This is a genomic window from Corallococcus praedator, from assembly GCF_003612125.1.
Classification (GTDB): domain Bacteria; phylum Myxococcota; class Myxococcia; order Myxococcales; family Myxococcaceae; genus Corallococcus; species Corallococcus praedator.
Genome location: NZ_RAWI01000032.1, coordinates 1 through 22,367, shown reverse-complemented (window position 1 = coordinate 22,367; position 22,367 = coordinate 1). Strand labels below are relative to the sequence as shown.

Genomic DNA, 22,367 nt, shown 5'->3' with positions numbered 1-22,367 from the left:
CTTTTTCGTGCCCAGGCAGGTGACCTCCATGAAGAACGCCTCTCCTCGACTTCTGTTGGCGCTCGCTCTGGCGCTGCTCACGGGCTGCTCCGCCGCTTCCGACACCGGCGCGGCCCGGCTCGCCGTCTTCCTTCCCCACGCTGGCACTTCCGCCATCGCCCGCGTCTCCGTCACCGCCAGCGGCGCGGACATCCCTTCGGCGTCCGTGGACCTCGCTCCCGCCTCCAGCGTCCAGAGCGGCCGGCTCGGCGATATCCCCGTGGGCTCGCATCGCTCCTTCCTCGCCCAGGCCTTCGACGCTTCGGGCGCCCTGCTCTTCCAGGGCTCCGCCTCCGGCGTCTCCATCTCCGCCGGGCAGTCCTCCTTCATCGGCATCACCCTCCAGGAGCCCAACGCACCCCCGGCCTCCCTGAATGAGCCTCCGGTCATTGACGCCCTGGTCGCCTCCTCCACCTCCGTGCGCGTGGGCAATGCCCTCTCCCTGGCGGTCTCAGCCCATGGGCTCCACCCGGACGAGCCCCTCTCCTATGCGTGGTCCTCCTCCTCGGGCGCCTTCTCCTCGGCCTCCGCCAGCTCCACCGCGTGGGCCGCCTCCAACGACCCCGGCACGCAGACCCTGACGCTCACCGTGACGGACTCCGGCGGCCTCTCCGCCAGCGCCTCCCTGGACGTCACCGTCCTCGCTGGCGATGAGGAGGGCTCGGCACAGGTCACCCTCTCCTTCAACAGCGCGCCCCGGGTGGACTCCCTCGGTGCCACACCCGCGCGGCTGGCCGTGGGGCAGAGCACCGCTGTCTCCGTTTCGGCCTCGGACCTGGAGGGCGACAGCCTTTCCTACGCCTGGAGCGCCTCCTGCGAGGGCTCCTGGGCCAATGCCTCCTCAAGAGCCGCCCGGTTCATTCCCTCCGCGCTCCCCGCCGGCAATTGCAACAACTGCGAGCTCACCGTCGCGGTGTCCGATGGGCGCGGCGGGCAGAGCACCGGCACCCTGTCCCTGTGTGTCGGCACGACTCCCGAGCCCCACCACTTCAATCCCTTCATCCTCCGCTCCTACAGCTCCACCCTCCCGTGGGAGCACATCTCCGCGGCGCAGGTGCTCACCTACGAGGTGGCGGCCAGCGACCCCGAGGGCTCCGCGCTCTCCTTCTCCTGGGCCGCGAACACGGGCTCGCTGGGCACTCCGGCCAACACCGCCTCCCAGAGCCGCACGACCTGGACGGCCCCCTCCTGCGTCGGTGGAGACACGACCCCCATCATCACCGCCACCGTCACCAATGCCTTCAACCTGACGGCCACGAGCAGCTTCACGGTGATGGGGCTGCCCACCTGCATCCTCTCGGAGTGGGTGCCGACGGACGCCATGGCCGCGGCTCGCAGGGACTCCACGGCGACGCTGCTGCTCAATGATCAGGTGCTCGCCGCGGGGGGACAGAACACCACCGCCCTCGCGACGGCCGAGCTGTACACCGCGACCGCGGGCACCTGGAGCTCCGCCGGCGTCATGCGCTCCGCTCGCTACCTCCACACGGCCACGCGACTGCAGAACGGCACCGTGCTCGTCGCGGGGGGCTACAACAGTGGGAGCGGCTACCTCGCGGCGGCGGAGCTGTACACCCCGGGCTCGGGCACCTGGAGCGCGACGGGCGCCATGCGCGCCCCCCGCTATCTCCACACGGCGACGCGGCTGCTCAACGGCAAGGTGCTCGTCGCGGGCGGCTTCAACAGTGCGAGCGCCTACCTGGGGACGGCGGAGCTGTACGACCCGGCCTCGGGCACCTGGAGCACGACAGGCTCCATGGCTTCGCCCCGTGGGTACCACACGGCGACACTGCTGCCCGACGGCAGGGTCCTCGTCGCGGGGGGCCGAGGCACCAGCTTCCTGGCGACCGCGGAGCTGTACGACCCGGCCTCGGGCACCTGGAGCACGACGACCGGCGCCATGGCCTCGATCCGCGCCAGCCATGCGGCGGCTCTGCTGACCAACGGCAAGGTGCTCGTCGCGGGGGGAAGCAACACGAGCACCTCGCTGGCGACCGCGGAGCTGTACGACCCGGCCACGGGCACCTGGAGCGCGACGGGTCCCATGGCCTCGCCTCGCTCCAGCCATGCGGCAGCGCTGGTGCTGAACAACGGCAGGGTCCTCGTCTCGGGGGGACGCAGCGGTAGCTCCTCCCTGGCAACAACGGAGGTCTACCTCCCGGCCTCGGGCACCTGGAGCGCGTCGGGTTCGATGACCTCACCTCGCGCGAACCACACGGCGACCCTGCTCCCCAACGGCAAGCTCCTCGTCTCAGGGGGCGTCCGCGGGAGCACGCCTCTCTCGACGGCGGACCTCTATGCACCCTGAGCCCCGCTGCTTCCTTCCCTCCTCCACGAGGTCTGCCTCATGACAAAGACATCCACCCGCCTGGGGCTGGCACTCGTGCTGGCATTGCTCGCGGGCTGCTCCGCCTCTTCCTCCGGTACCGGCGCCTCCCAGCTTTCCGTCTCCGTGCCCCAGGCGCTCGCCGCCTCCGTCACCCGCATCTCCGTCACCGCCAGCGCCGCGGATTTCCCCTCCGTCTCCGTGGACCTCGCCTCTACCGACGGCGCGTGGGGCGGCGTGCTCGGCAACATCCCCGCGGGCTCCAACCGCTCCTTCCTCGCCCAGGCCTTCGACACCTCGGGCACCCTGCTCTTCCAGGGCTCCGCCTCCGGCGTCTCCATCGTCGCCAACCAGACGGCCCTCGTCGTCATCACCCTCCAGCAGGTCAACGCGCCGCCTCCCTTCCTCAACGAGGCTCCGCTCATTGACTCCCTGGTGGCCTCTTCCACCTCCGTCACCGCGGGCGGCTCGCTTTCCCTCGTCGCCGCCGCGCACGACCCCAACCCAGGCGACACCTTCTCTTTCGCCTGGTCCTCCACCGCGGGCGCCTTCTCCTCGGCCACCTCGGCCTCCACCTCCTGGACGGCGCCTGCCTCCACCGGCCTCCAGACGCTCACCTTCACCGTGACGGATTCCCAGGGCCTCGCCTCCTCCCTCTCCCTTTCCGTCTACGTCACCGACAGCGGGGCGCAGGGCTCCGCGCTCATCTCCATCTCCCTCAACACCTCACCCCAGGTCACCGCCCTCAACGCGTCCCCCACCCAACTGGCCGTGGGGCAGACCACCTTCGTCTCCGCCGTGGCCTCGGACCTGGATGGCGACAGCCTCTCCTACGCATGGAGCGCCTCCTGCGAGGGCTCCTGGGCCAACGCCTCCTCCAGCTCCGCCCAGTTTACGCCCTCCGCGCTTCCCGCCAGCGCCTGCAACAACTGCGGCCTGACGGTCTCTGTCTCCGACGGACGTGGCAGGCAGAACACCGGCACCGTGGCCCTGTGCGTCCGCGAGACCTCCACCCACCACTTCAATCCCGTCATCGTCTCCTCCTCCAGTTCCTCGAACACCGCCTCTCCCGGGCAGGTGCTCACCTTCCAGGTGACGGCTGGCGATCCCGAGGGCTCCGCGCTCTCCTTCTCCTGGGCGGCCAACACCGGCTCGCCAGGCATCCCGACCCACGGCGCCTCCACGAGCAGCACCTCCTGGACGGCCCCCTCCTGCGTCGATGACGGGGTGACGCCCGTCATCACCGTCACCGTCACCAACGCCTTCAACCTCACGGCCACCCGGAGCTTCCCGGTGACGGGGCTGCCGGTCTGTGGCTCCTCGGAGGAGCACTCCCCTCCCATCATCCTCGCCGCCTCCGGCTCCTCGGACACCGCTTCTCCCGACGAGGAACTCACCTTCATGGTGTTGGCCAGTGACCCCGAGGGCTCCGCCCTCTCCTTCTCCTGGGAGGCCAACACCGGCTCGCTGGGCACACCTGACGATGGCGCCTCCACCAGCGGCATCTCCTGGACGGCCCCCTCCTGTGTCGATGAGGGAATGACGCCTGTCATCACCATCACCGTCACCAACGCCTTCAACCTCACGGCCTCCTGGAGCTTTTCGGTGATGGGGCTGCCGGACTGCTCCACCTCGGAGGAGCACGCCCCTCCCGTCATCGTGTCCTCCTCCAGTTCCTCGGGCACCGCGTCTCCCACCCAGGTGCTCACCTTCGAGGTGGAGGCCAGCGACCCCGAGGGCTCCTCGCTCTCCTTCGCATGGACCGCCAACACCGGCTCGCTGGGCACTCCGACTCATGGCGCTTCCACGAGCAGCACCTCCTGGACGGCACCCTCCTGTGCCGATGACGGAGTGACGCCTGCCATCACCGTCACCGTCACCAACGCCTTCGGCCTCACCGCCACCCGGAGCTTCCCGGTGACGGGGCTGCGCAGCTGTGGCACCGAGGGCTGGGCCTTGACGGGCGCCATGGCCTCGCCTCGCTACGAGCACACGGCGACGCTGCTGCCCAACGGCAAGGTGCTCGTCGCGGGAGGAAGCCAGGGCGGCTTCCTGGCCACGGCGGAGCTGTACGACGCGGCCTCGGGCTCCTGGAGCAACACCGGCTCCATGGCCTTGCCTCGCCTCCTCCACGCCGCCACGCTGCTGCCCAACGGCAAGGTGCTCGTCTCGGGCGGACAGAGCGTCGGCCGCAACCTCGCGGAGGCGGAGCTGTACAACCCGGCCTCGGGCACCTGGAGCACGACGGGCTCCATGGCCTCGACCCGCTATGGCCATACGGCGACGCTGCTGCCCAATGGCAAACTCCTCGTCACCGGAGGCGTCAGCGACGGCGTACGTCTGGAGACGGCGGAGCTGTACGACCCGGCCTCGGGCACCTGGAGCACCACGGGCGCCATGGCCTCGATCCGCTATGGCCACACCGCGACGCTGCTGCCCAATGGCAAACTCCTCGTCACCGGTGGCATCGGCGCGAGCGACTACGAGGCGACGGCGGAGCTGTACGACCCGGCCTCGGGCACCTGGAGCACCACGAGCGCCATGACCGCGCCCCGTGGGTACCACACGGCGACGCGTCTGCCCGATGGCAAGGTCCTCATCGCAGGGGGACAAAGTGGCGGTACCAGCTACCTGGCGACGGCGGAGCTGTACGATCCGGCCTCGGGCACCTGGAGCGCCACGGGCGCCCTGGCCTCGCCTCGCGCCGCCCATACGGCGACGCTGCTGCCCGACGGCAAGCTCCTCGTCTCGGGAGGCATCCGTAGCGGCGGCCTCCTCGCGGAGGCGGAGGTGTACGACCCGGCCACCGCCACCTGGAGGACTGCCACCTCCATGGTCCTTCCCCGCATCTGGCACACGGCGACGCTGCTGCCCAACGGCAGGGTCCTCGTCGCGGGGGGCTACGATGAGAGCGGCAAGCTCGCCGCGGCGGAGGTGTACCTGCCGCCCGTGGTGGCTTCGCGTGCCACCGCGGGCTGGTCCTCGGGTGCCCTGTCCCCGCCTCGGCTCCGCCACACGGCAACGCTGCTGCCCAACGGCAAGGTCCTCGTCGCAGGGGGAGACAGGTGGGGCGACAGCCTCGCGACGGCGGAGGTGTACGACCGGGCCTCGGGCACCTGGAGCAAGACAGGGTCCATGACCTCGCCTCGCTACCAGCACACGGCGACGCTGCTGAACGACGGCAGGGTCCTCGTCGTGGGGGGGCGCGGCGAGAGCACCCCCCTCGAGACGGCGGAGCTGTACGACCCGGCCTCGGGCACCTGGAGCACGACGGGTTCCATGGCCGTATTTCGCGACAGACACACGGCGACGCTGCTGCCCAACGGCAGGGTCCTCGTCACGGGGGGAAACCATGAGAGCGGCCCCATGGCGGAGGAATACGACCCGGCATCGGGCACCTGGAGCGCGACCGACTCCATGACCTCGCGTCGCACCGACCACACGGCGACGCTGCTGCCCGATGGCACGGTCCTCGTCGCGGGGGGAGATGACAACAGTTGGGGCAATCGCCTCGAGACGGCGGAGGTGTACGACCCGGCATCGGGCACCTGGAGCGCGACCGGCTTCATGGCCTCGCCTCGCTCCTTGCACACGGCGACGCTGCTGCCCGACGGCAGGGTCCTCGTCGCGGGGGGAACTGGCTGGGACAGTGGCCTCGCGGAAGTGTACGACCCGGCCACGGGCACCTGGAGCGAGACGGGCTCCCTGGCCTGGCCTCGCTCCTTGCACACGGCGACGCTGCTGCCCGACGGCAGGGTCCTCGTCACAGGAGGGCCCTACGGCGATGGGGACGCTCTCGCGGAGGCGGAGGTCTACGATCCGGCTTCAGGCACCTGGAGCGAGACCGGCTCCATGGCCTCGCGTCGCTACAGTCACACGGCGACGTTGCTGCCCAATGGCAGGGTCATCGTCGTGGGACTCGGCGCGGCGGAGCTCTACGACCCGGCTTCGGGCACCTGGAACATGCCCGGCTCCATGGTCTCGCCTCGCTCCGAACACACAGCGACACTGCTGCTCAACGGCAAGGTCCTTGTCGCGGGGGGACACAACGACGATAGCGGCCTCCTCGAGACGGCGGAGGTGTACGACCCGGCTTCGAAAAGCTGGAGAGCCACGGGCGCCATGGCCTCGTCTCGCTCTGGCCACACCGCGACGCTGCTGCCCAACGGCAAGGTCCTCGTCGCGGGGGGAGCTGGCTGGGAAGGTGGCCTCGCGGAAGTGTACGATCCGACCTCTGGCACCTGGAGCGCGACCGGCTCCATGACCTGGTCTCGCCTCCGCCACACGGCGACGCTGCTGCCCGACGGCAGGGTCCTCGTCTCAGGGGGAACTGGCTCGGAAGGTGGCCCCTCGGAAGTGTACGACCCGGCCTCGGGCACCTGGAGCACGACCGACTCCATGTCCTCGCCCCGTGAGAGCCACACGGCGACGCTGCTGCCCGACGGCAGGGTCCTCGTCGCGGGGGGATGGAGCAACGACGGCGCCCTCGCGACAGCGGAGGTGTACGACCCGAGTTCGGACACCTGGAGCGCGACCGTCTCCATGGCCTCGCCTCGCTCCTGGCATACGGCGACGCTGCTCCCCAACGGCAAGGTCCTCGTCTCGGGGGGAACTGGCTGGGAAGGCGGCCTCGCGGAAGTGTACGACCCGGCCTCGGGCACCTGGAGCGCGACCGGCGCCATGGCCTCGCCTCACGATGGCCACACGGCGACGCTGCTGAACGACGGCACGGTCCTCATCGCGGGGGGGTATGGCGAGAACGCCCCCCTCGCGGAGGCGGAGGTCTACGACCCGGCCTCGGGCACCTGGAGCAGGACCGACTCCATGTCCTCGCCTCGCGAGGGGCACACAGCGACGCGGCTGCCCAATGGCACGGTCCTCGCCGCGGGCGGATACGACAACTCTCGCACCCTTGCGACGGCGGAGGTGTACACGCCCGGAACCGCCAGTAACACCGTGGGTTGGGCCTCGACGGGCGCCATGGCCTCGTCTCGCATCCACCACTCAGCGACGCTGCTGAACAACGGCAAGCTCCTCGTCGCGGGGGGAGTCAACGAAAGCGAATTCCCAGCGACAGCGGAGCTGTACGAACCGGCCTCGGGCACCTGGAGCGCGGCAGCCTCCATGGCCTCACCCCGCGCCGGTCATACGGCGACGCTGCTGAACAACGGCAAGCTCCTCGTGTCGGGCGGTTACGACGAGAGCGGCCTCCTCGCGGAAGCGGAGCTGTACGCTCCTGACGCGGACACCTGGAACCCGATGGGCGCCATGGTCTCGCCTCGCCAGGACCACACGGCGACGCTGCTGCCCGACGGCAAGGTCCTCGTCGTGGGAGGGTACGGCGAGAGCACCCTCCTCGCGGAGACGGAGGTGTACGCTCCTGACGCGGGTACCTGGAGCGCTGCTGCTTCCATGGCGTCCCCTCGCCTTCGCCACACGGCGACGCGACTGCCCGACGGCAGGGTCCTCGTCTCGGGGGGAGCCAACGACAGCGGCTCGCTTGCGACGGTGGAGGTGTACGAGCCGGACGCGGGCACCTGGAGCGTGACGGGCACCATGGCTTCGCCTCGCTCCTCGCATACGGCGACGCGGCTTCCCGACGGAAGGATTCTCGTCGCGGGGGGAGAGGGCGACAGCGGCCTCCTCGAGACGGCGGAGGTGTATGACCCGGCCTCGGGCACCTGGAGTTCTACGGGCCCCATGGCCTCACCCCGCGCCAGCCACACGGCGACGCTGCTGCCCAACGGCAAGGTCCTCGTTTCGGGGGGCTACAGCGAGAGCGGCTACCTGGCGGAATCCGAGATGTACGACCCGGCCTCGGGCACCTGGAACGCAACTGGCGTCATGGCCTCGCCCCGCCTCCTCCACACGGCGACGCTGCTGCCCAGCGGTCAGATCCTCGTCTCGGGCGGATACGATGGCCGCTACCTGGCGGCAGCGGAGCTGTGTACGCCCGGAGATTCGAGTGGCTTCGCGGGAGGGGTCTCGACGGGCTCCCTGGCCCCGCGCCGCTCCATCGACCCAGCGACGCTGCTGCCCGACAACAAGCTCCTGCGACGCTATCAGCCCCCTGGCAACGGCGGCGGCGCGGCGACCCGATGGCCGGGCCCTCGTCTCGAGCGGCGCAGGTAGAGACGGCATCCCTGGTGGCGGGGCTCAGTCTACGTACCGAGCCCCGCCAGTCATTGGCTTCAATCCCAGACACCTCGCCGGACCCAGCACACCCGGGTTCGCGGCTTCATTCCCTCCATTGCAAGGAAGTGCCCCATGAAAAGACCGTCCATGCACCTGCTGCTGGCGCTCGCGCTGGCGCTGCTCGCGGGCTGCTCCACCGCTTCCTCCGACACCGGCTCGATGCAGGTCACCGTCTCCGTGCCCCAGGCCCTCTCCGCCTCCGTCACCCGCGTTTCCGTCACCTCCAGCGCCGCCGACTTCCCTTCCGTCTCCGTGGACCTCGTCTCCACCAACGGCGCCTGGGGTGGCCTCCTCGGCAACATCCCCACGGGTGCCAACCGGTCCTTCCTTGCCGAGGCCTTCGACTCCTCGGGCACCCTGCTCTTCCAGGGCTCCGCCTCCGGCGTCTCCATCGTCGCGGGCCAGACGGCCTTCGTCGCCATCACCCTCCAGCAGGTCAACGCGCCGCCTCCCTTCCTCAACGGGGCTCCGCTCATTGACTCGCTGGTGGCCTCTTCCACCTCCGTGCCCCCGGGCGGCTCGCTCTTGCTCGTCGCCGCCGCGCACGACCCCAACCCGGGCGACACCCTCTCCCACGTCTGGTCCTCCACCGCGGGCTCCTTCTCCTCGACCTCCTCGGCCTCCACCTCCTGGACGGCGCCTGCCTCCGCCGGTCTCCAGACCCTCACCTTCACCGTCACGGACTCCGGCGGCCTCTCCACCCTCTTCTCACTGACCATCAATGTCTTGTCTGGCGGCGGGCAGGGGGATGCGCAGCTCTCCATTTCCTTCAACTCCTCACCCCGCGTCGCCGCCCTCACCGCCACCGCCTCTCAATTGGCCGTGGGGCAGACCACCTCTGTCTCTGTCTCGGCCTCGGACCTGGATGGCGATGGCCTCTCCTACGCCTGGAGCGCCTCCTGTGTCGGCACCTGGACCCAGGCCTCCTCCAGCGCCGCCTCGTTCACCCCCTCCGCGCTCCCCGCCGACTCCTGCAACAACTGCAACCTGACCGTCTCTGTCTCAGACGGACGCGGCGGGCAGACCACCGGCACCGTGGCACTGTGCGTTGCCAATACCTCGCCGGCCCCCAACCACCTCCCGCCCCTGATCATCCACACCTACCGCTCCTCGGACTCCGCCTCCGCGGCCCAGGTGCTCACGTACGAGGTGGTGGCCAACGACCCCGAGGACTCCGCGCTCTCCTTCGCCTGGTCTGCCAACACCGGCTCGCTGGGCGCGCCCGTCAGTGGCCCCTCCAACAGCCGCATCACCTGGACGGCTCCCGCCTGTGTCACCGAGGGCACTCCCACGCTCATCACCGCCACTGTCACCAACGCCTTCAACGCGACAGCCACCCAGAGCTTCGCGGTGACAGGGCTGTCGAGCTGTACCCCATAGGGTCGAGCCCCCACGCAGCGGAGCCCGGCGCACGGGGTCCGCTGCTTCATTTCCTCAGCATCGAGGCCTGCCTCATGACAAAGACATCCACTCGCCTGGGGCTGGCACTCACGCTGGCACTGCTCGCGGGCTGCTCCGCCTCTTCCTCCGGTACCGGCGCCACCCAGCTCGCCGTCTCCGTGCCCCAGGCGCTCGCCGCCTCCGTCACCCGCATCTCCGTCACCGCCAGCGCCGCCGAGTTCTCCTCCATCTCCGTCGACCTCGCCTCCACCGACGGCGCCTGGGGCGGCGTCCTCGGCAACCTCCCCGCGGGCTCCCACCGCTCCTTCCTCGCTCAGGCCTTCGACACCTCGGGCACCCTGCTCTTCCAGGGCTCCGCCTCCGGCGTCTCCATCGTCGCCAACCAGATGGCCTTCGTCGTCATCACCCTCCAGCAGGTCAACGCGCCGCCTCCCTTCCTCAACGAGGCTCCGCTCATTGACTCCCTGGTGGCCTCTTCCACCTCCGTCACCGCGGGCGGCTCGCTCTTGCTCGTCGCCGCCGCGCATGACCCCAACCCCGGCGACACCGTCTCCTACGCCTGGTCCTCCACCGCGGGCGCCTTCTCCTCGGCCTCTTCGGCCTCCACCTCATGGACGGCGCCTGCCTCCGCCGGTCTCCAGACGCTCACCTTCACCGCGACGGACGCCCAGGGCCTTGCCTCCTCCCTCTCCCTTTCCGTCTACGTCACCCCTGGCGGGGGGGAGTACTCACCTCCCGTCATCGTCTCCTCCTCCAGTTCCTCGGGCACCGCCTCCCCCGCGCAGGTGCTCACCTTCGAGGTGGTGGCCAGCGACCCCGAGGGCTCCTCGCTCTCCTTCGCCTGGACCGCCAACACCGGCTCGCTGGGCATCCCAACCCACGGCGCCACCACGAGCAGCACTTCCTGGACGGCCCCCTCCTGTGCCGAAGGCAGGGTGACGCCTGCCATCACCGTCACCATCACCAACGCCTTCGGCCTCACCGCCACCCGGAGCTTCTCGGTGACGGGGCTGCGCAGCTGTGCCTCCGAATGGTGGGCCCTGACGGGCGCCCTGGCCTCGCCTCGCTATGGCAACACGGCGACGCTGCTCCCCAATGGCAAGGTCCTCGTCGCGGGGGGCAACGTCGGGAGCGATAACCTGGCGGAGCTGTACGATCCGGCCACAGGCACCTGGAGCGCCACCGGCGCCATGGTCGCACCGCATGTCTGGCACACGGCAACGCTGCTGCCCAATGGCAAGGTCCTGGTCTCGGGGGGATGGGAGGGAAGCGGTGACATAGCGGAGCTGTACGACCCGGCCACGGGAACCTGGAGCGCCACCAGCGCCATGGCCTCGCCTCGCGATGGCCATACGGCGACGCTGCTGCCCAACGGCAAGGTCCTCGTCACCGGAGGCGACGGCGCCAGCGGCTCCGAGGCGACGGCGCAGGTATATGACCCGGCCTCGGGCACCTGGAGCACCACCGGCGCCATGGCCTCGCCTCGCAGCTACCACAAGGCGACGCTGCTGCCCGACGGCAAGGTCCTCGTCTCGGGAGGGTACGACGGGAGCGACGTCCTCGCGGAGACGGAGGTCTACGACCCGGCCACGGGCATCTGGAGCACCACCGGCGCCATGGCCTCACCTCGCGAAAGCCACACGGCGACGCTGCTGCCCGACGGCAAGGTCCTCGTCTCGGGCGGCTGGGGCCAGAGCGACGCCCTCGCGGAGACGGAGGTCTACGACCCGGCCACGGGCACGTGGAGCGCCACCAGCGCCATGGCCTCGCCTCGCGGCGACCACACGGCGACGCTGCTGCCCAATGGCAAGGTCCTCATTGCGGGAGGATGGGGCGAGAGCGACATCCTGGCGGAGACGGAGGTCTACGACCCGGCCACGGGCACTTGGAGCGCCACCGGCGCCATGGCCTTTCCTCGCCAGGACCACACGTCAACGCTGCTGCCCAACGGCAAGGTCCTCATTTCGGGAGGATGGAGCACTGGCGGCTCCATCGCGGAGACGGAACTCTATACGCCCGAAACTCCCAGTGCCTCCTTGAGTCGGCCGTCGCGGGGCTCCATGGCCTCACCTCGCCACAACCCCAAGGCGACAGTTCGGCCCGATGGCAAGCGCCTGCGACGCCATCGGCTCGCTCACGTGGACGGGGCTGTACACGCCATGCGCCCGTGAGTCATTGATTCCAATGACAGCCATGCAGCGAACCCGCTGCTTCGCGTTTTCCCTACCGCGTCGCTGGCTCCTGCGGGACCCGCCTTGAAGCACCCCCGAGTGTATCGTCCACGCAACGCCTCACCCAGGTCCCCATGAAACGAACTTTCCGTGCCGCATCCCTTGTGTTGTTTCCGCTCGTAATTGCCTGTCAGCCGGAGCAGGAGTCCTCCAGTGCGCAGGAGCCCTGTGCCACCTGCAAGCTCGAGGTGGCCATGCCTGAAGTCGTGGGTGTCCCGTTCACCGTCCAGAGCCCGGATGGCCCCATCACCCTGGAGAGGAAGAACGGCACCGCTGTCTTCCAGGGAGACATCGTGCTGACCGAAGCGCAGGTCGAGGCGCTGCGCGGGGGGAAGGGTCCCGCCCAGGCGTCCAGCGTCTCGGCCAGCGGAGCGGGGCTGGCGACCCTCAACACGATGTGGCCGAGCGAGACCGTGTACTACGTCGTCAACAACACCCTGCCCAGCCAGGCGCGGGTGATGAATGCCATCTCCCACTGGCAGACCTTCACGAACCTGCGCTTCGTGCAGCGCACCAACCAGAACAACTACGTGGAGTTCGTCCGGGGCACGGGCTGTTCCTCCAGGCTGGGAATGACTGGCGGCCGGCAGGTGATCACCCTCGAGGATGCTTGCGACAGCGGCAATATCATCCACGAAATCGGTCATGCCATTGGCCTGCTACACGAACAGACCCGCCTGGACCGGGACAGTTTCGTCCGCATCCACTGGAACAACATCCAGTCCGGACAGAGCCACAACTTCGAGCGCTATGACCAGGCGGGGCACAACGGCTTCGATCGAGGACCGTTCGACTTCAACTCCATCATGATGTACCACCCGCATTCCTTCTCCTCCAACGGGCAGCCCACCATCACCCGGCTCGATGGCAGCCTGTTCAGCACCCAGCACACCGCGCTGTCCCCGGGAGACCTGAACATCATCAATTGGATGTACGGGGGGCTGTACGCCAGCGTGCAGGCGGTCGAGACCGAGCGGCGCCAAGACCCCTGGAGTGTCTACGTGGCGACGGACCACTACGTCACCTTCTGGGCCGACCGCGGCCGCACGGTTCCCGCCACGCTGGGCTCCGTCCTCCAACTGAACTATTTCTCCGGGCGCTATGAAGTCATCAGCCATTGGACGATGCTGACCAACCTCAGCACCACCCTGCAGCCCGGCATCCACAGCTACTACCTTGGGAATCAGGTCACCGAGGAATGCCTGTACGGTGCGAACGGCAATCCCGAGCATGTCTGCTACAGCACCTGGCTGGGGCTCCGGGAGGGCTTCAACTACGCCGGGGGCTACTGAGCGCCAATCCATTGACCGGGTGAAGTTTGGTGAGCCTTAGCAGAACTTCGCGCGGACCTTCGGCACAGTGAATCGCCAGCGGGTTTGAAACCGCTGGCGATTCGCTCACTTCGCCCATGCGCTCGTTCTGTGGCGGAGCTCGTCGAGCGTGGGGATGCGCCGCTTGCCCAGACACTGGTGTGAGAGGAGTGAGATTTCCATCTCGGCCTGATTGAGCCAGCTGCCGTGCACGGGGTGTAGTGAAGCGTGAATCGGCGCCAGAGTCGCCGCCCGTCACGCACTCCGTACCGCCCCCACTCCAACAACTGCACGGGCCACTCATCGAAGCAGACGACGGACTCCTTATTGCACTGGGGCTGCTGGTACAGCGCCAGTACGTCCTCCGTGCGCTCGGCGTCCTGGGAGTTCAGGCACGCACCACAATTCTTCCCGCCACGGCTTCGAGTCAGGACGCAGGAGCGACTCACGCACGGATTCCCAGCCCTCCCGTGGCACTCCCCCCTTCAGGGAAGTTGCTTAAGGACGCGGTGCGCTGGGAACCGGCCTGCGTCCTGCGGGTACCCGGCTCATAGTGAGCGCTGGGGCCAGGTTGCCTCAAACTGGATGTAGCCAGCCGACGACGCACACCTCGGCTGGGAACCGGCCTGCATCCTGCGGACATAGCCTTAACGGACTTACCTGAAGCAGGTTAGGCCCCGACGCACTATCTCCTGTGCAATGAGGCGGACCGCCCAGCGAGCGCGGCTTTCAGGCGGCGGTGCGCACACCATGGCTACCACCTCACTGGCCTGCTCCTCACTGAGGCGCCGCGCCGCGCCTGGCCGCAGCCTCTCTCGGAGAGCCATACTGAGCCCTTCCCTCATGCACGAGCAGCACCCAGGCAGCCCGCGCACGAATCTCCTCCCGGTCAAAGGACTGGGCCGTAGCATCCAGGAAACCAACGTCTCCCGTTCGCCGCTTTCAGCCGGATTCGAACTCCCGCTGCAACTTCTGGACTACCTTCTTGAATGAGTTGACGGTTTCCAAGCGCCCCTCGCTGAGATCGTCATGGAAGAAGTCCACGAAGAACTCCTCCGGCCACAAAAGAAGTGAGCCATCTTCATCTTGACGGACGCGCCAATATTCCGAGGCCCGGTTGTCAATAACATTGAACAAACAGGCCGGAACACTGCGGCACACACCAAAGCCATTAAGGATCTGATATTCGGCCCCTCCGCCATAGGGCTCAGTCGGCAGACTAAAGGTGAGTGCAAGGACGAGGTAATCACTGCCTATTTGCAGCTGATATGACGTTGAATGGCCTTGAGCTATTCGCAGCAGGATTTTCTGCTCGTCACTCAACTTGTCAGCAATGCACCTGACCATCATGGCATACCTTCATCCCTGAGCTTGGTCTTCAGTTCTACGACTTGTCCCGTGACTTGATTCTGAGCGGCATGCGTTTCGATTTTTGTTCCATCCTTAGCGACATGATTTCCACCTGAAACTTTCTGCCAGTCGGCTGCGTTGCCTCCGTGCTGGCTTCCCAGTCGAGGCGCATCACGATATGGCGTCTTCGTTCCCGCCCCTGCGATGACCTCTCCCTTACCTGCAAGTATCTTTGATGTCTGCGCTGAGCTTGCGAGTGACTTCTCAAGGTTTACGCCTTGAGCCAAGGATCGAGCTTCCGTACTTACTATCGCGCTTCTGCTGCCGCCCGTTATACCGCCCATGAAGCCGAAGGCTGCAGATTCAGCCGCAGCGCCAAGAACACCGTTTGCTCCCCCCCATTGGACATTCCCAGTGGAGAGATATTGATCCAACGCGTTCAGGCCGCCCCCAACAGCCCCGGCGATGGCCATGGGGGGAAGGAGTGCGAGCAGAACAGGATTGCGCCCATCGGGATCAATGAACCGATATGGGCTGTTGTTGGCGTAGGAGTAACGATTGAAAGCACTCCCCGTATTACTGTCCGTGATCACCGGATCAATGCTCAAGAACCGCGCCGCCACCGGGTCGTAATACCGCTGCTGCATATAGACCAGGCCGGTGTCGCTGTCGTTCACATGCCCCGTGAAGCCGAGGGTCGGCTCCGCACCGCTGTGCGTCAGGCCATACGGTTCATAGAAGGTCCGGCTCTGAATCGTGCGCGCCGAATCCGTGCGCGCCACCACACTGCCCAGGCCATCGGTATGCACGTAGGACACGCCGATATCGGCCAGGAGCGTGCCGCCCAGGTACACATACCTGCTTTCCACGGGCGCCGAGGCTCCCACCGCGGTCGTTTCATAGAGCAGTTGTCCATCCTGCGTGTAGAGCTGGAGCTGCGTCTGGTTGCTGCCATCGGTCTTGACGATCTTGATTCGCCGACCGCGCCCATCGTACGCGTAGGCCGCCTTCCCGGTGGCTGACGTCATGCGGTTGGCCAGATCGAACGCATAGGCCTGCCCGCCGCGCTTCACGATGTTTCCACCGCTGTCATAGGTGTAGCCGAAGCTGTACGACGCGGCATTGCTGCTGATGCTGGTCAAGCGGTTGCGTGCATAGTCGATGGCGTGCGTGCTCGTGCGCGCCGTCGCGCCCGAGGTGACCGTGGTCGAAACGATGTTGTCGAGCGCATCGTTGCCGTAGGTGACATCACCCCACCGCCCAGGTGCACCGACCCGACTCAGGCGGTCGAGCGCGTCGTAGGCCATGTAGCGCGAGTTCGGGCCCTCGAGATCTTCAATGGCAATGACGTTGCCGTTCTCGTCATAGCTGTAGACATCATCCAGCACGCCCGTGTCGCTGACCCGCTCCGGCAAGCCGCGTACCGTCTGCGTCATCGTATGGACGATGCCGTTGGCGTAGGTGAAGCCGGCAATGGCCCCGCTGGGGTGATAGGTGATGGAGCTGGCGTAGCCGCTCACCCCGCTCGGTTCGCCCAGCGCATTGGGGCTGTAGGTGATGGCCGTGCGCGCCGTATCAGGGTAGGTCAGCTTGAGCAGTGACGCGTTGGCGTCATAGGCGCGATGGATGAGGTACGTCCGGCCGCCGTAGTCGAGCTTCTCCTCTTCCAGCAGACGGCGGCGATTGTAGGTGTTGGTCCAGGCCGCGCCGTTGGACGTGTTCGTCAGCGGCAAACCGTCAGCCGTATAGGTTTGCGTGATGGACGGGCTGCCGTCGCCGAAGAGCGTGCTCGTCATGCGATTCAACCCATCGTAGTCGTACGTGATCTTCCTGGAAGGCATGACACTGGCGCTGTCGCAGTTGCCTGGCGACGGCAAGGCCAGGCCACCGGCGCGCCAGGCGATGTTGCCGGCCGCATCGTAGGCTTGCACGGTGGCGCCGGTCTCGGGCTCGATCGTCTTACACAGGCGCTGATGGGCGTCGTAGACGTAGTTGCGCTTGGAGGAAACGCCGCCCACGCCACGGATGATGGCTGTCGTCCGCCCGAACACGTTGCGCGCAATCGTCGTCGTCAGTCCATACGGCTGCACGATGGTGGCCGGAGCCGCTTCCGATGGCTGGTCGAGTGCCCAGAATCGGGTGTCGGACACCTCGCCGCGCGCATTGGTCACGCGCCGCACGAAGCCGTTCAGGTAGTCGGTGGAGGTCGTCAGGTCTCCCAGTTCGCTCGCCGTGGTGATGCTGATGACACGGCCCAGCGCATCGTAGACCGTGTTGGCGCCGTCAGGGCTCTCGCTGATGTCACTGATGCTTCGCTGCGGATACGACTCGAAGGTGGGCTTGCCGTTGAGGTCGAAGCGGCGCAGGACCATGCGGCGCGTGCCCTCCTCGTCGCCTGTGTCGAAAGTGCGCGTCAGCAGCGGGCGGAACAAGGCATCCAGGTAGGTGACCTTGCGCGCGTTGCCTGTCGACACCGTCTGGCGCCAGTGCCCTGCGGGCAGGCCGTACTCATCGGTATCAACGGGTTCCAGCACCATCGAGGTGGCATTCCACGCCACCGTATCGCCGACCGGATACGTGATGAGATTGAGCCTGCCCATCGCATCGTAGCCGTAGCTGGTCGAGAAGCCCGCCGCGTCGGTGGTGGACATGATTTGACCGATGCTGTTGATGACCGAGCTCTCGGTCGCGCCGGTCGGATAGTGGGTGTTCTGCGGCAGGCCTGCCTTGTAGTTCGAAAACGTGGTCGTCTGGTTCCTGCCATCCTTGCGACTGGCCAGCGTGCCGTCCGGGTGGTACGTCAGCGTCTCATCCAGCACGCCAAAGCTGCTGGCCGTCGTCAGCGCCGCGGAAGTCGGGTGATAGGTGTTCAACGCCATCACCTTGCCAGTGCTGCTCTCCGTCACAGTGGCAACCTGTCCCAGCACCCACGCCCCAAGGTTGTCGCTGTAGGTCGTCGTCTCGCCACGGCCATAGCCCAGGCTGTTGGAGCGGGTGACGGACGTAGGGCGGGCGAAGGTGTCGAAGCCGTTCGCGGTCCACTGGAACGTCACGCCCTGCTGCGTGATGACCTGCTGGTCGACCGGCATGATGCGGGCGAGCAGGTCGCCGTCGCCGAGGCTGTAGCTGCCAGCGCCGGCACGCAGGGGGTAGGGCCCTGCGCCCGGCGCCCGGTAGCGCATCGTCCTGGTGCTCAGCGCGGTGTTGCCATTCCAGCCGGTGTCGACCCTCTGCAACTGGCCTTCCGTGACGTTGTAGCTGTTGCCGAAGGTGTACCGCGTCACGTCGTTGCGGGAGTCGACCACCGTCACCGTCTTGGTCGACGGGCAGCCGGCGCCGCAGGGCTCCCAACTGGCATTGGGCGGGCCATAACCGTAGGTCCAGGCCATGCTGGCCACGCCCGGACCCTCAATGGCCTTGCGGGTCAGCGCATAGCTGTAGAAATAGCGCGGAATCAACGCGTACATGGCGCCGCCCGTGATGATGCGACACTGCTTCTCCACATTGGAGCGACCGTGCACGGTGGGCGTCAGCGTGAAGCTGCCGCGCGCGCCCGACGGATGACGCATGGTGCCCGTGACCTCGTACGGATTGAGGTACGCCGGATCCTCACACGAGGCGGCGCTCAGGAACATGAGCTCCTCTGACAGCGGGTCCGTGCCGCTGAAGTCCCAGCTCGTCTGGTCTGGCAGCGTCACCCGATGCAGGTCGGCAATGCCATGATTGGAATCACGATAGCTGTAGTTCCAGGTGCGGACTCCGTCCGAGACCGAGGTGATCAGGTTGGGACTTCTGGCCTCGTTGTAGAACAGTTGAAGGACGCGCCCGTCGCTTCCGCTGATCGTCGTGACGTTTTCGGGATGGGTGGCATCGTAGGTGTATTGCACCGTGTTGCCGAAGCGGTCGGTGATGAGCGTCGGCAGCAGCCACACTTCCTGGCGGGTCAGGATGTAGTGATCGGCGGCCAGCGGCGTGGGGCTTGGCGTGGGTGAGCCGGTCCGTGTCGGGGTGTCGTCGCCGCGCAGCCTGAGGGAATCAAGCGACTTGGTCAGGCCCTTGGCCGAGTAGGTCACGAGCTGATCGAAGCGGTACTTCGTCCCATCGGGCGAAATCACCAGGAAGCCTTCGCCCAGGGTGGTGCTGTTGGCCAGCGTCGGCAGGCAACGGGCCGACCAGAACTTGCTGGTGACCACCGGGTAGTCCTCCACCGGGCCCGGCGCGGCGGTGTTGTCCGGACTGCGCAGCAGCAATTGCTGATCGCCCTGGCCAGGAACGTAGAGGAAGTTGCCCTGCCAGAACTCCTCGGGGTCCCAATGGCCGACGTTGGCGCCGCCCGCGACCGCCCACGGCGCGCCGAAGCTGCTGCAGCGAGCCTGGGTGCCGTCGGCGGCCCTCCATCCATCCCTGCGGGAGAACATGCCGTGGAGGTGCGGGATGTCGAGCTGCCATCTGCCGAAGGGCCGGACACTCGGAGAGTAGGTGTTGGTGATCAACCTGCGCCCGACTGCGACCGGCAGCTTGCTGTTGCCGGGCAGGCTGACGTCGGTCTGCGTGAATTCCAGCTGTCCGTTGTAGAGGTTGATCTGGTCGCCGAACAGGTCGGTGCCGATTGCAGCGACCGCATTCGGCGCCTTGACGGCCTTCGACAGCTCCGCATACGTCGTGGTTTCCTGCGCCTGTGCCACGGCCGCGCAGAGGACGAGCAAGGCGATGGCGGCGTGGCGCATGGGCAGGGAACGCGCCAGCAGTGAATGGACGTAGTAACGGGCAGGCCAGGGGCGGTGCATAAGGCAATGAGCCGCCCAGGTGGAAAACAATGCAGGAAATCCGCTGGCCGCTGGAGGGACTTCGAAGTGCCCGGGCGCACTCGGCCTGCCGTCAAGGGTGTGGGCCCAACGCACGCAGCGGTGTGTCCCGGCCCACGACGATGAAGGGGGCCCAGAAGTGGGGATGGGGCCGGAGCTTCCGGAATGCGCGCATGGCCTCCCGCAGCGCCGTGGCCCGCCCCTGCCCCGCCCACAGGCTCATCACCACCGTCTCCGCTCACGCCATGACGAGGAGATGGTCCTTGCCGAAGGCCACCTCCCGAATGGCCAGCGAGCGTGTGTAGAGCAGCTCGGCCTGGACGTTCATCCCCTGGTCCGAATAGAGGTTGGCGAGGCTGTTGAGTGATGGGGCAACGAGGGGATGATTCCCTCCGAAGTCCGCCTCCCGGTTGGAGAGCCCCCGTTGAAGCAGTAGCTCGGCTCGGGCGAAGTCCCCCTGATGCAAGTGCATCTTGCCAAGAAGCTCCAGGCGGTCGGCGACGTCTGGATGCAAGCCCCCGAGCACTGCCTCCCGCAGCGCGAGCGCATGTTCGAACCGCGCTGCGGCCTCCGCGCAGCTGCCAGCATGACCGAGGGCCTTCCCCTCGTCATAGGCGTTCTGCGCCTCTGGCAGCCGTGCGTCGCGCAGTACAGGACGGCCACAAACATCCACCAAACACCTGCCGCATGGTTCCCCCTTCCATCACCCAACGCCTGCCATCGTATGCGCAATGACCGCCTGCGGCGTGGAACTGCGCGCGCCACCGCGGCCCGAAGATCTTGTGCATCGATTAATTCCTCGTCGGCTCTTTCAATTTGAGGGGGATTTGCTCGGACCCACGAAGTGAAGCCGGGACGAGCCGAACACCTGCTCATGCGGCACCCGTACGACAACGCCTTTGGCACTCAACGACTTGCGTGCCGAATGGCTTCCATCCAATGAAAACCCAGGAGAACGCAATGATGAAGCGACTGTCGATGGTCTCTGGACTCATGCTTGCCATCACGGGGTGCGGAGGGCTCGCTGAGAGCGAGGAGATGAACCCGACCACTGACGCGAAGGGGCTCGCACGCACCGCGGCGCACTGTGTCGCCCAGACGGCCGCGCAGCCGAAGGGGCAGCCCCTGGCGCAGAGTGCCGCGCCGACCCGGGTCGACTGTTTCGACACCTTCGCGGATTCGATCGCCTTCGCGAGCAAGGGGAGCGTTCAGCTCTCCGCCCAGGCCAAGCCCGCGGACCTCAAGCAGGAGGACGTGGACCAGATGGCCAGCCTGGCGACGTATGTCATCGGCGTCGTGTACGAGCACGACTACTACGGTGGCGCCTCGTTCACCTTCACGAGCGACGTTTCCTGCGTGGGCTGGAACCACGGCGCGCCGAACCTCGCCGCGTATGGTTGGGACAACTTCATCTCGTCCTCGCTGTCCTACTCGGGGTGCAACAACACGTACTTCTACGAGAACCCCAACTACACGGGTGCGATCGTGAACTGCGGTACGGGCTGCGGACAGGTCGGAGCGGCGATGAACGACCGCGCCTCGTCCATCATCTGGACCCAGTAACGCGTCAAGCATTGGGGGAGAAATGAAGCGGCCGGCCTCTCCTCGGAGAGGCCGGCCGTGGGCGCTTCTCAAAGACACACACCGGCTGGCGGAGGTCAGGCCACGGCCTGGAGCGCCGCTTCGCGCGGCACCTTCGCGGCGGCGGCGAGCACCACCTCCGGGCCCGCGCCGTCCTGGTGGGCGTTCTCGCTCAGGTGCCGGCGCCACGCGCGCGCGCCCGGCAGGCCCTGGAAGAGCCCCAGCATGTGCCGGGTGATGGCGCCCAGCGGCGCGCCCTGGCTTCGCTGCGCTTCGATGTACGGCAGCATCGCGTCCACCACCTCATGCCGCGTGGGGGGCGCCTGCGTGCCGCCGAAGAAGCGCCGGTCCGCGTCCGCCAGCACATAGGGCGACTCGTAGGGCGCCCGGCCCATCATCACGCCGTCCACGCGGGGCAGGTGTTCGGCCGCCGCGTCCAGCGTCTTCACCCCGCCGTTGAGGCTGATGTCCAGGTGGGGGAACTCCTGCTTCAGCCGGTACACCAGGTCGTACCGCAGCGGCGGCACGTCCCGGTTCTCCTTGGGACTCAGGCCCTTCAGCCACGCCTTGCGCGCATGCACGATGAAGCGCGTGCAGCCCGCCTGCGACACGCGCCGCACGAAGTCCTCCAGCGTCGCCCACTCCTCCATGTCGTCAATCGCGATGCGCGACTTCACCGTCACCGGGATGCGCACCGCCTCCCGCATCGCCGCCACGCCCCGGGCCACCAGGTCCGGCTCCGCCATCAGGCACGCGCCAAACCGGCCGGACTGCACCCGGTCGCTGGGGCAGCCCACGTTGAGGTTGATCTCGTCGTAGCCCCACTCCTCGCCGATGCGCGCGGAGGCCGCCAGGTCCTCCGGCTCCGAGCCTCCCAGTTGGAGGGCGACGGGGTGCTCGGCCGGCGTGAAGCCCAGCAGGCGGTCGCGCTTGCCGTGCAGCACCGCGCCCGTGGTCACCATCTCCGTGTAGAGCAGGGTGTGGCGCGTAATCTGACGGAAGAAGTACCGGCAGTGCCGGTCCGTCCAGTCCATCATCGGCGCGACACACAGCGGCATGGGATAGGCCAGGGCAGTCATCTCCCCTTCCCTATCCGGAATCCCGCCTTCCGCCCAGAGGCCTCCCGGAG

General features: G+C 67.4%; 11 protein-coding genes and 1 pseudogene. 6 read left to right on the top strand and 6 right to left on the bottom strand.

Annotated features, from left to right (window positions below; genetic code table 11):
- Positions 1–28: 28 nt before the first annotated feature.
- The 5 genes from D7Y13_RS06685 (at position 29) to D7Y13_RS06645 (ending at position 13,484) form a co-directional block, all read left to right on the top strand.
- Complete coding sequence (locus tag D7Y13_RS06685; protein WP_120582151.1) at positions 29–2,347, top strand: Kelch repeat-containing protein; 2,319 nt, start codon at positions 29–31, stop codon at positions 2,345–2,347.
- Positions 2,348–2,386: 39 nt separating this feature from the next.
- Complete coding sequence (locus tag D7Y13_RS47800; RefSeq protein WP_233595261.1) at positions 2,387–8,497, top strand: Kelch repeat-containing protein; 6,111 nt, start codon at positions 2,387–2,389, stop codon at positions 8,495–8,497.
- Positions 8,498–8,632: 135 nt separating this feature from the next.
- Positions 8,633–9,940, top strand: coding sequence for an Ig-like domain-containing protein (locus D7Y13_RS06655; RefSeq protein WP_147444156.1), 1,308 nt, complete (start codon positions 8,633–8,635; stop codon positions 9,938–9,940).
- A gap of 74 nt (positions 9,941–10,014) precedes the next feature.
- Positions 10,015–12,132, top strand: a complete 2,118-nt coding sequence (locus D7Y13_RS06650; protein WP_120582149.1) for a Kelch repeat-containing protein — start codon at positions 10,015–10,017, stop codon at positions 12,130–12,132.
- Between the two features lie 254 nt (positions 12,133–12,386).
- The gene (locus tag D7Y13_RS06645; RefSeq protein ID WP_158620258.1) at positions 12,387–13,484 is read left to right on the top strand and encodes a M12 family metallopeptidase; all 1,098 of its coding nucleotides are present in this window, start codon (positions 12,387–12,389) and stop codon (positions 13,482–13,484) included.
- Between the two features lie 674 nt (positions 13,485–14,158).
- Here the strand turns inward: D7Y13_RS06645 and D7Y13_RS48995 are convergent.
- The 5 genes and pseudogenes from D7Y13_RS48995 to D7Y13_RS06625 form a co-directional block, all read right to left on the bottom strand.
- Positions 14,159–14,347 (bottom strand): helix-turn-helix domain-containing protein, encoded by a 189-nt coding sequence (locus D7Y13_RS48995; protein WP_369333594.1) that lies wholly within the window; start codon positions 14,345–14,347, stop codon positions 14,159–14,161.
- A gap of 97 nt (positions 14,348–14,444) precedes the next feature.
- The gene (locus D7Y13_RS45130) at positions 14,445–14,852 is read right to left on the bottom strand and encodes a hypothetical protein (RefSeq protein ID WP_147444155.1); all 408 of its coding nucleotides are present in this window, start codon (positions 14,850–14,852) and stop codon (positions 14,445–14,447) included.
- Positions 14,849–19,579, bottom strand: coding sequence for an RHS repeat domain-containing protein (locus tag D7Y13_RS06635; protein ID WP_158620257.1), 4,731 nt, complete (start codon positions 19,577–19,579; stop codon positions 14,849–14,851). The genes D7Y13_RS45130 and D7Y13_RS06635 overlap by 4 nt, the downstream gene beginning before the upstream one ends.
- A gap of 151 nt (positions 19,580–19,730) precedes the next feature.
- Positions 19,731–19,895 (bottom strand): annotated as a pseudogene (locus D7Y13_RS06630) (CHAT domain-containing protein); the annotation flags it as partial.
- Positions 19,896–20,330, bottom strand: coding sequence for a tetratricopeptide repeat protein (locus tag D7Y13_RS06625; protein WP_158622149.1), 435 nt, complete (start codon positions 20,328–20,330; stop codon positions 19,896–19,898). It lies immediately after the preceding pseudogene.
- 287 nt (positions 20,331–20,617) lie between these two features.
- On the opposite strand from D7Y13_RS06625, the gene D7Y13_RS06620 reads away from it, so the two are divergent.
- Positions 20,618–21,220, top strand: a complete 603-nt coding sequence (locus D7Y13_RS06620) for a beta/gamma crystallin family protein (RefSeq protein WP_120530998.1) — start codon at positions 20,618–20,620, stop codon at positions 21,218–21,220.
- A 95-nt stretch (positions 21,221–21,315) separates the two neighbouring features.
- Here D7Y13_RS06620 and dusA read toward each other — a convergent pair whose 3' ends face one another.
- Entirely contained in the window at positions 21,316–22,317 is a 1,002-nt protein-coding gene (dusA, locus tag D7Y13_RS06615) for a tRNA dihydrouridine(20/20a) synthase DusA (protein WP_120530997.1), read from the bottom strand.
- Positions 22,318–22,367: the final 50 nt, after the last annotated feature.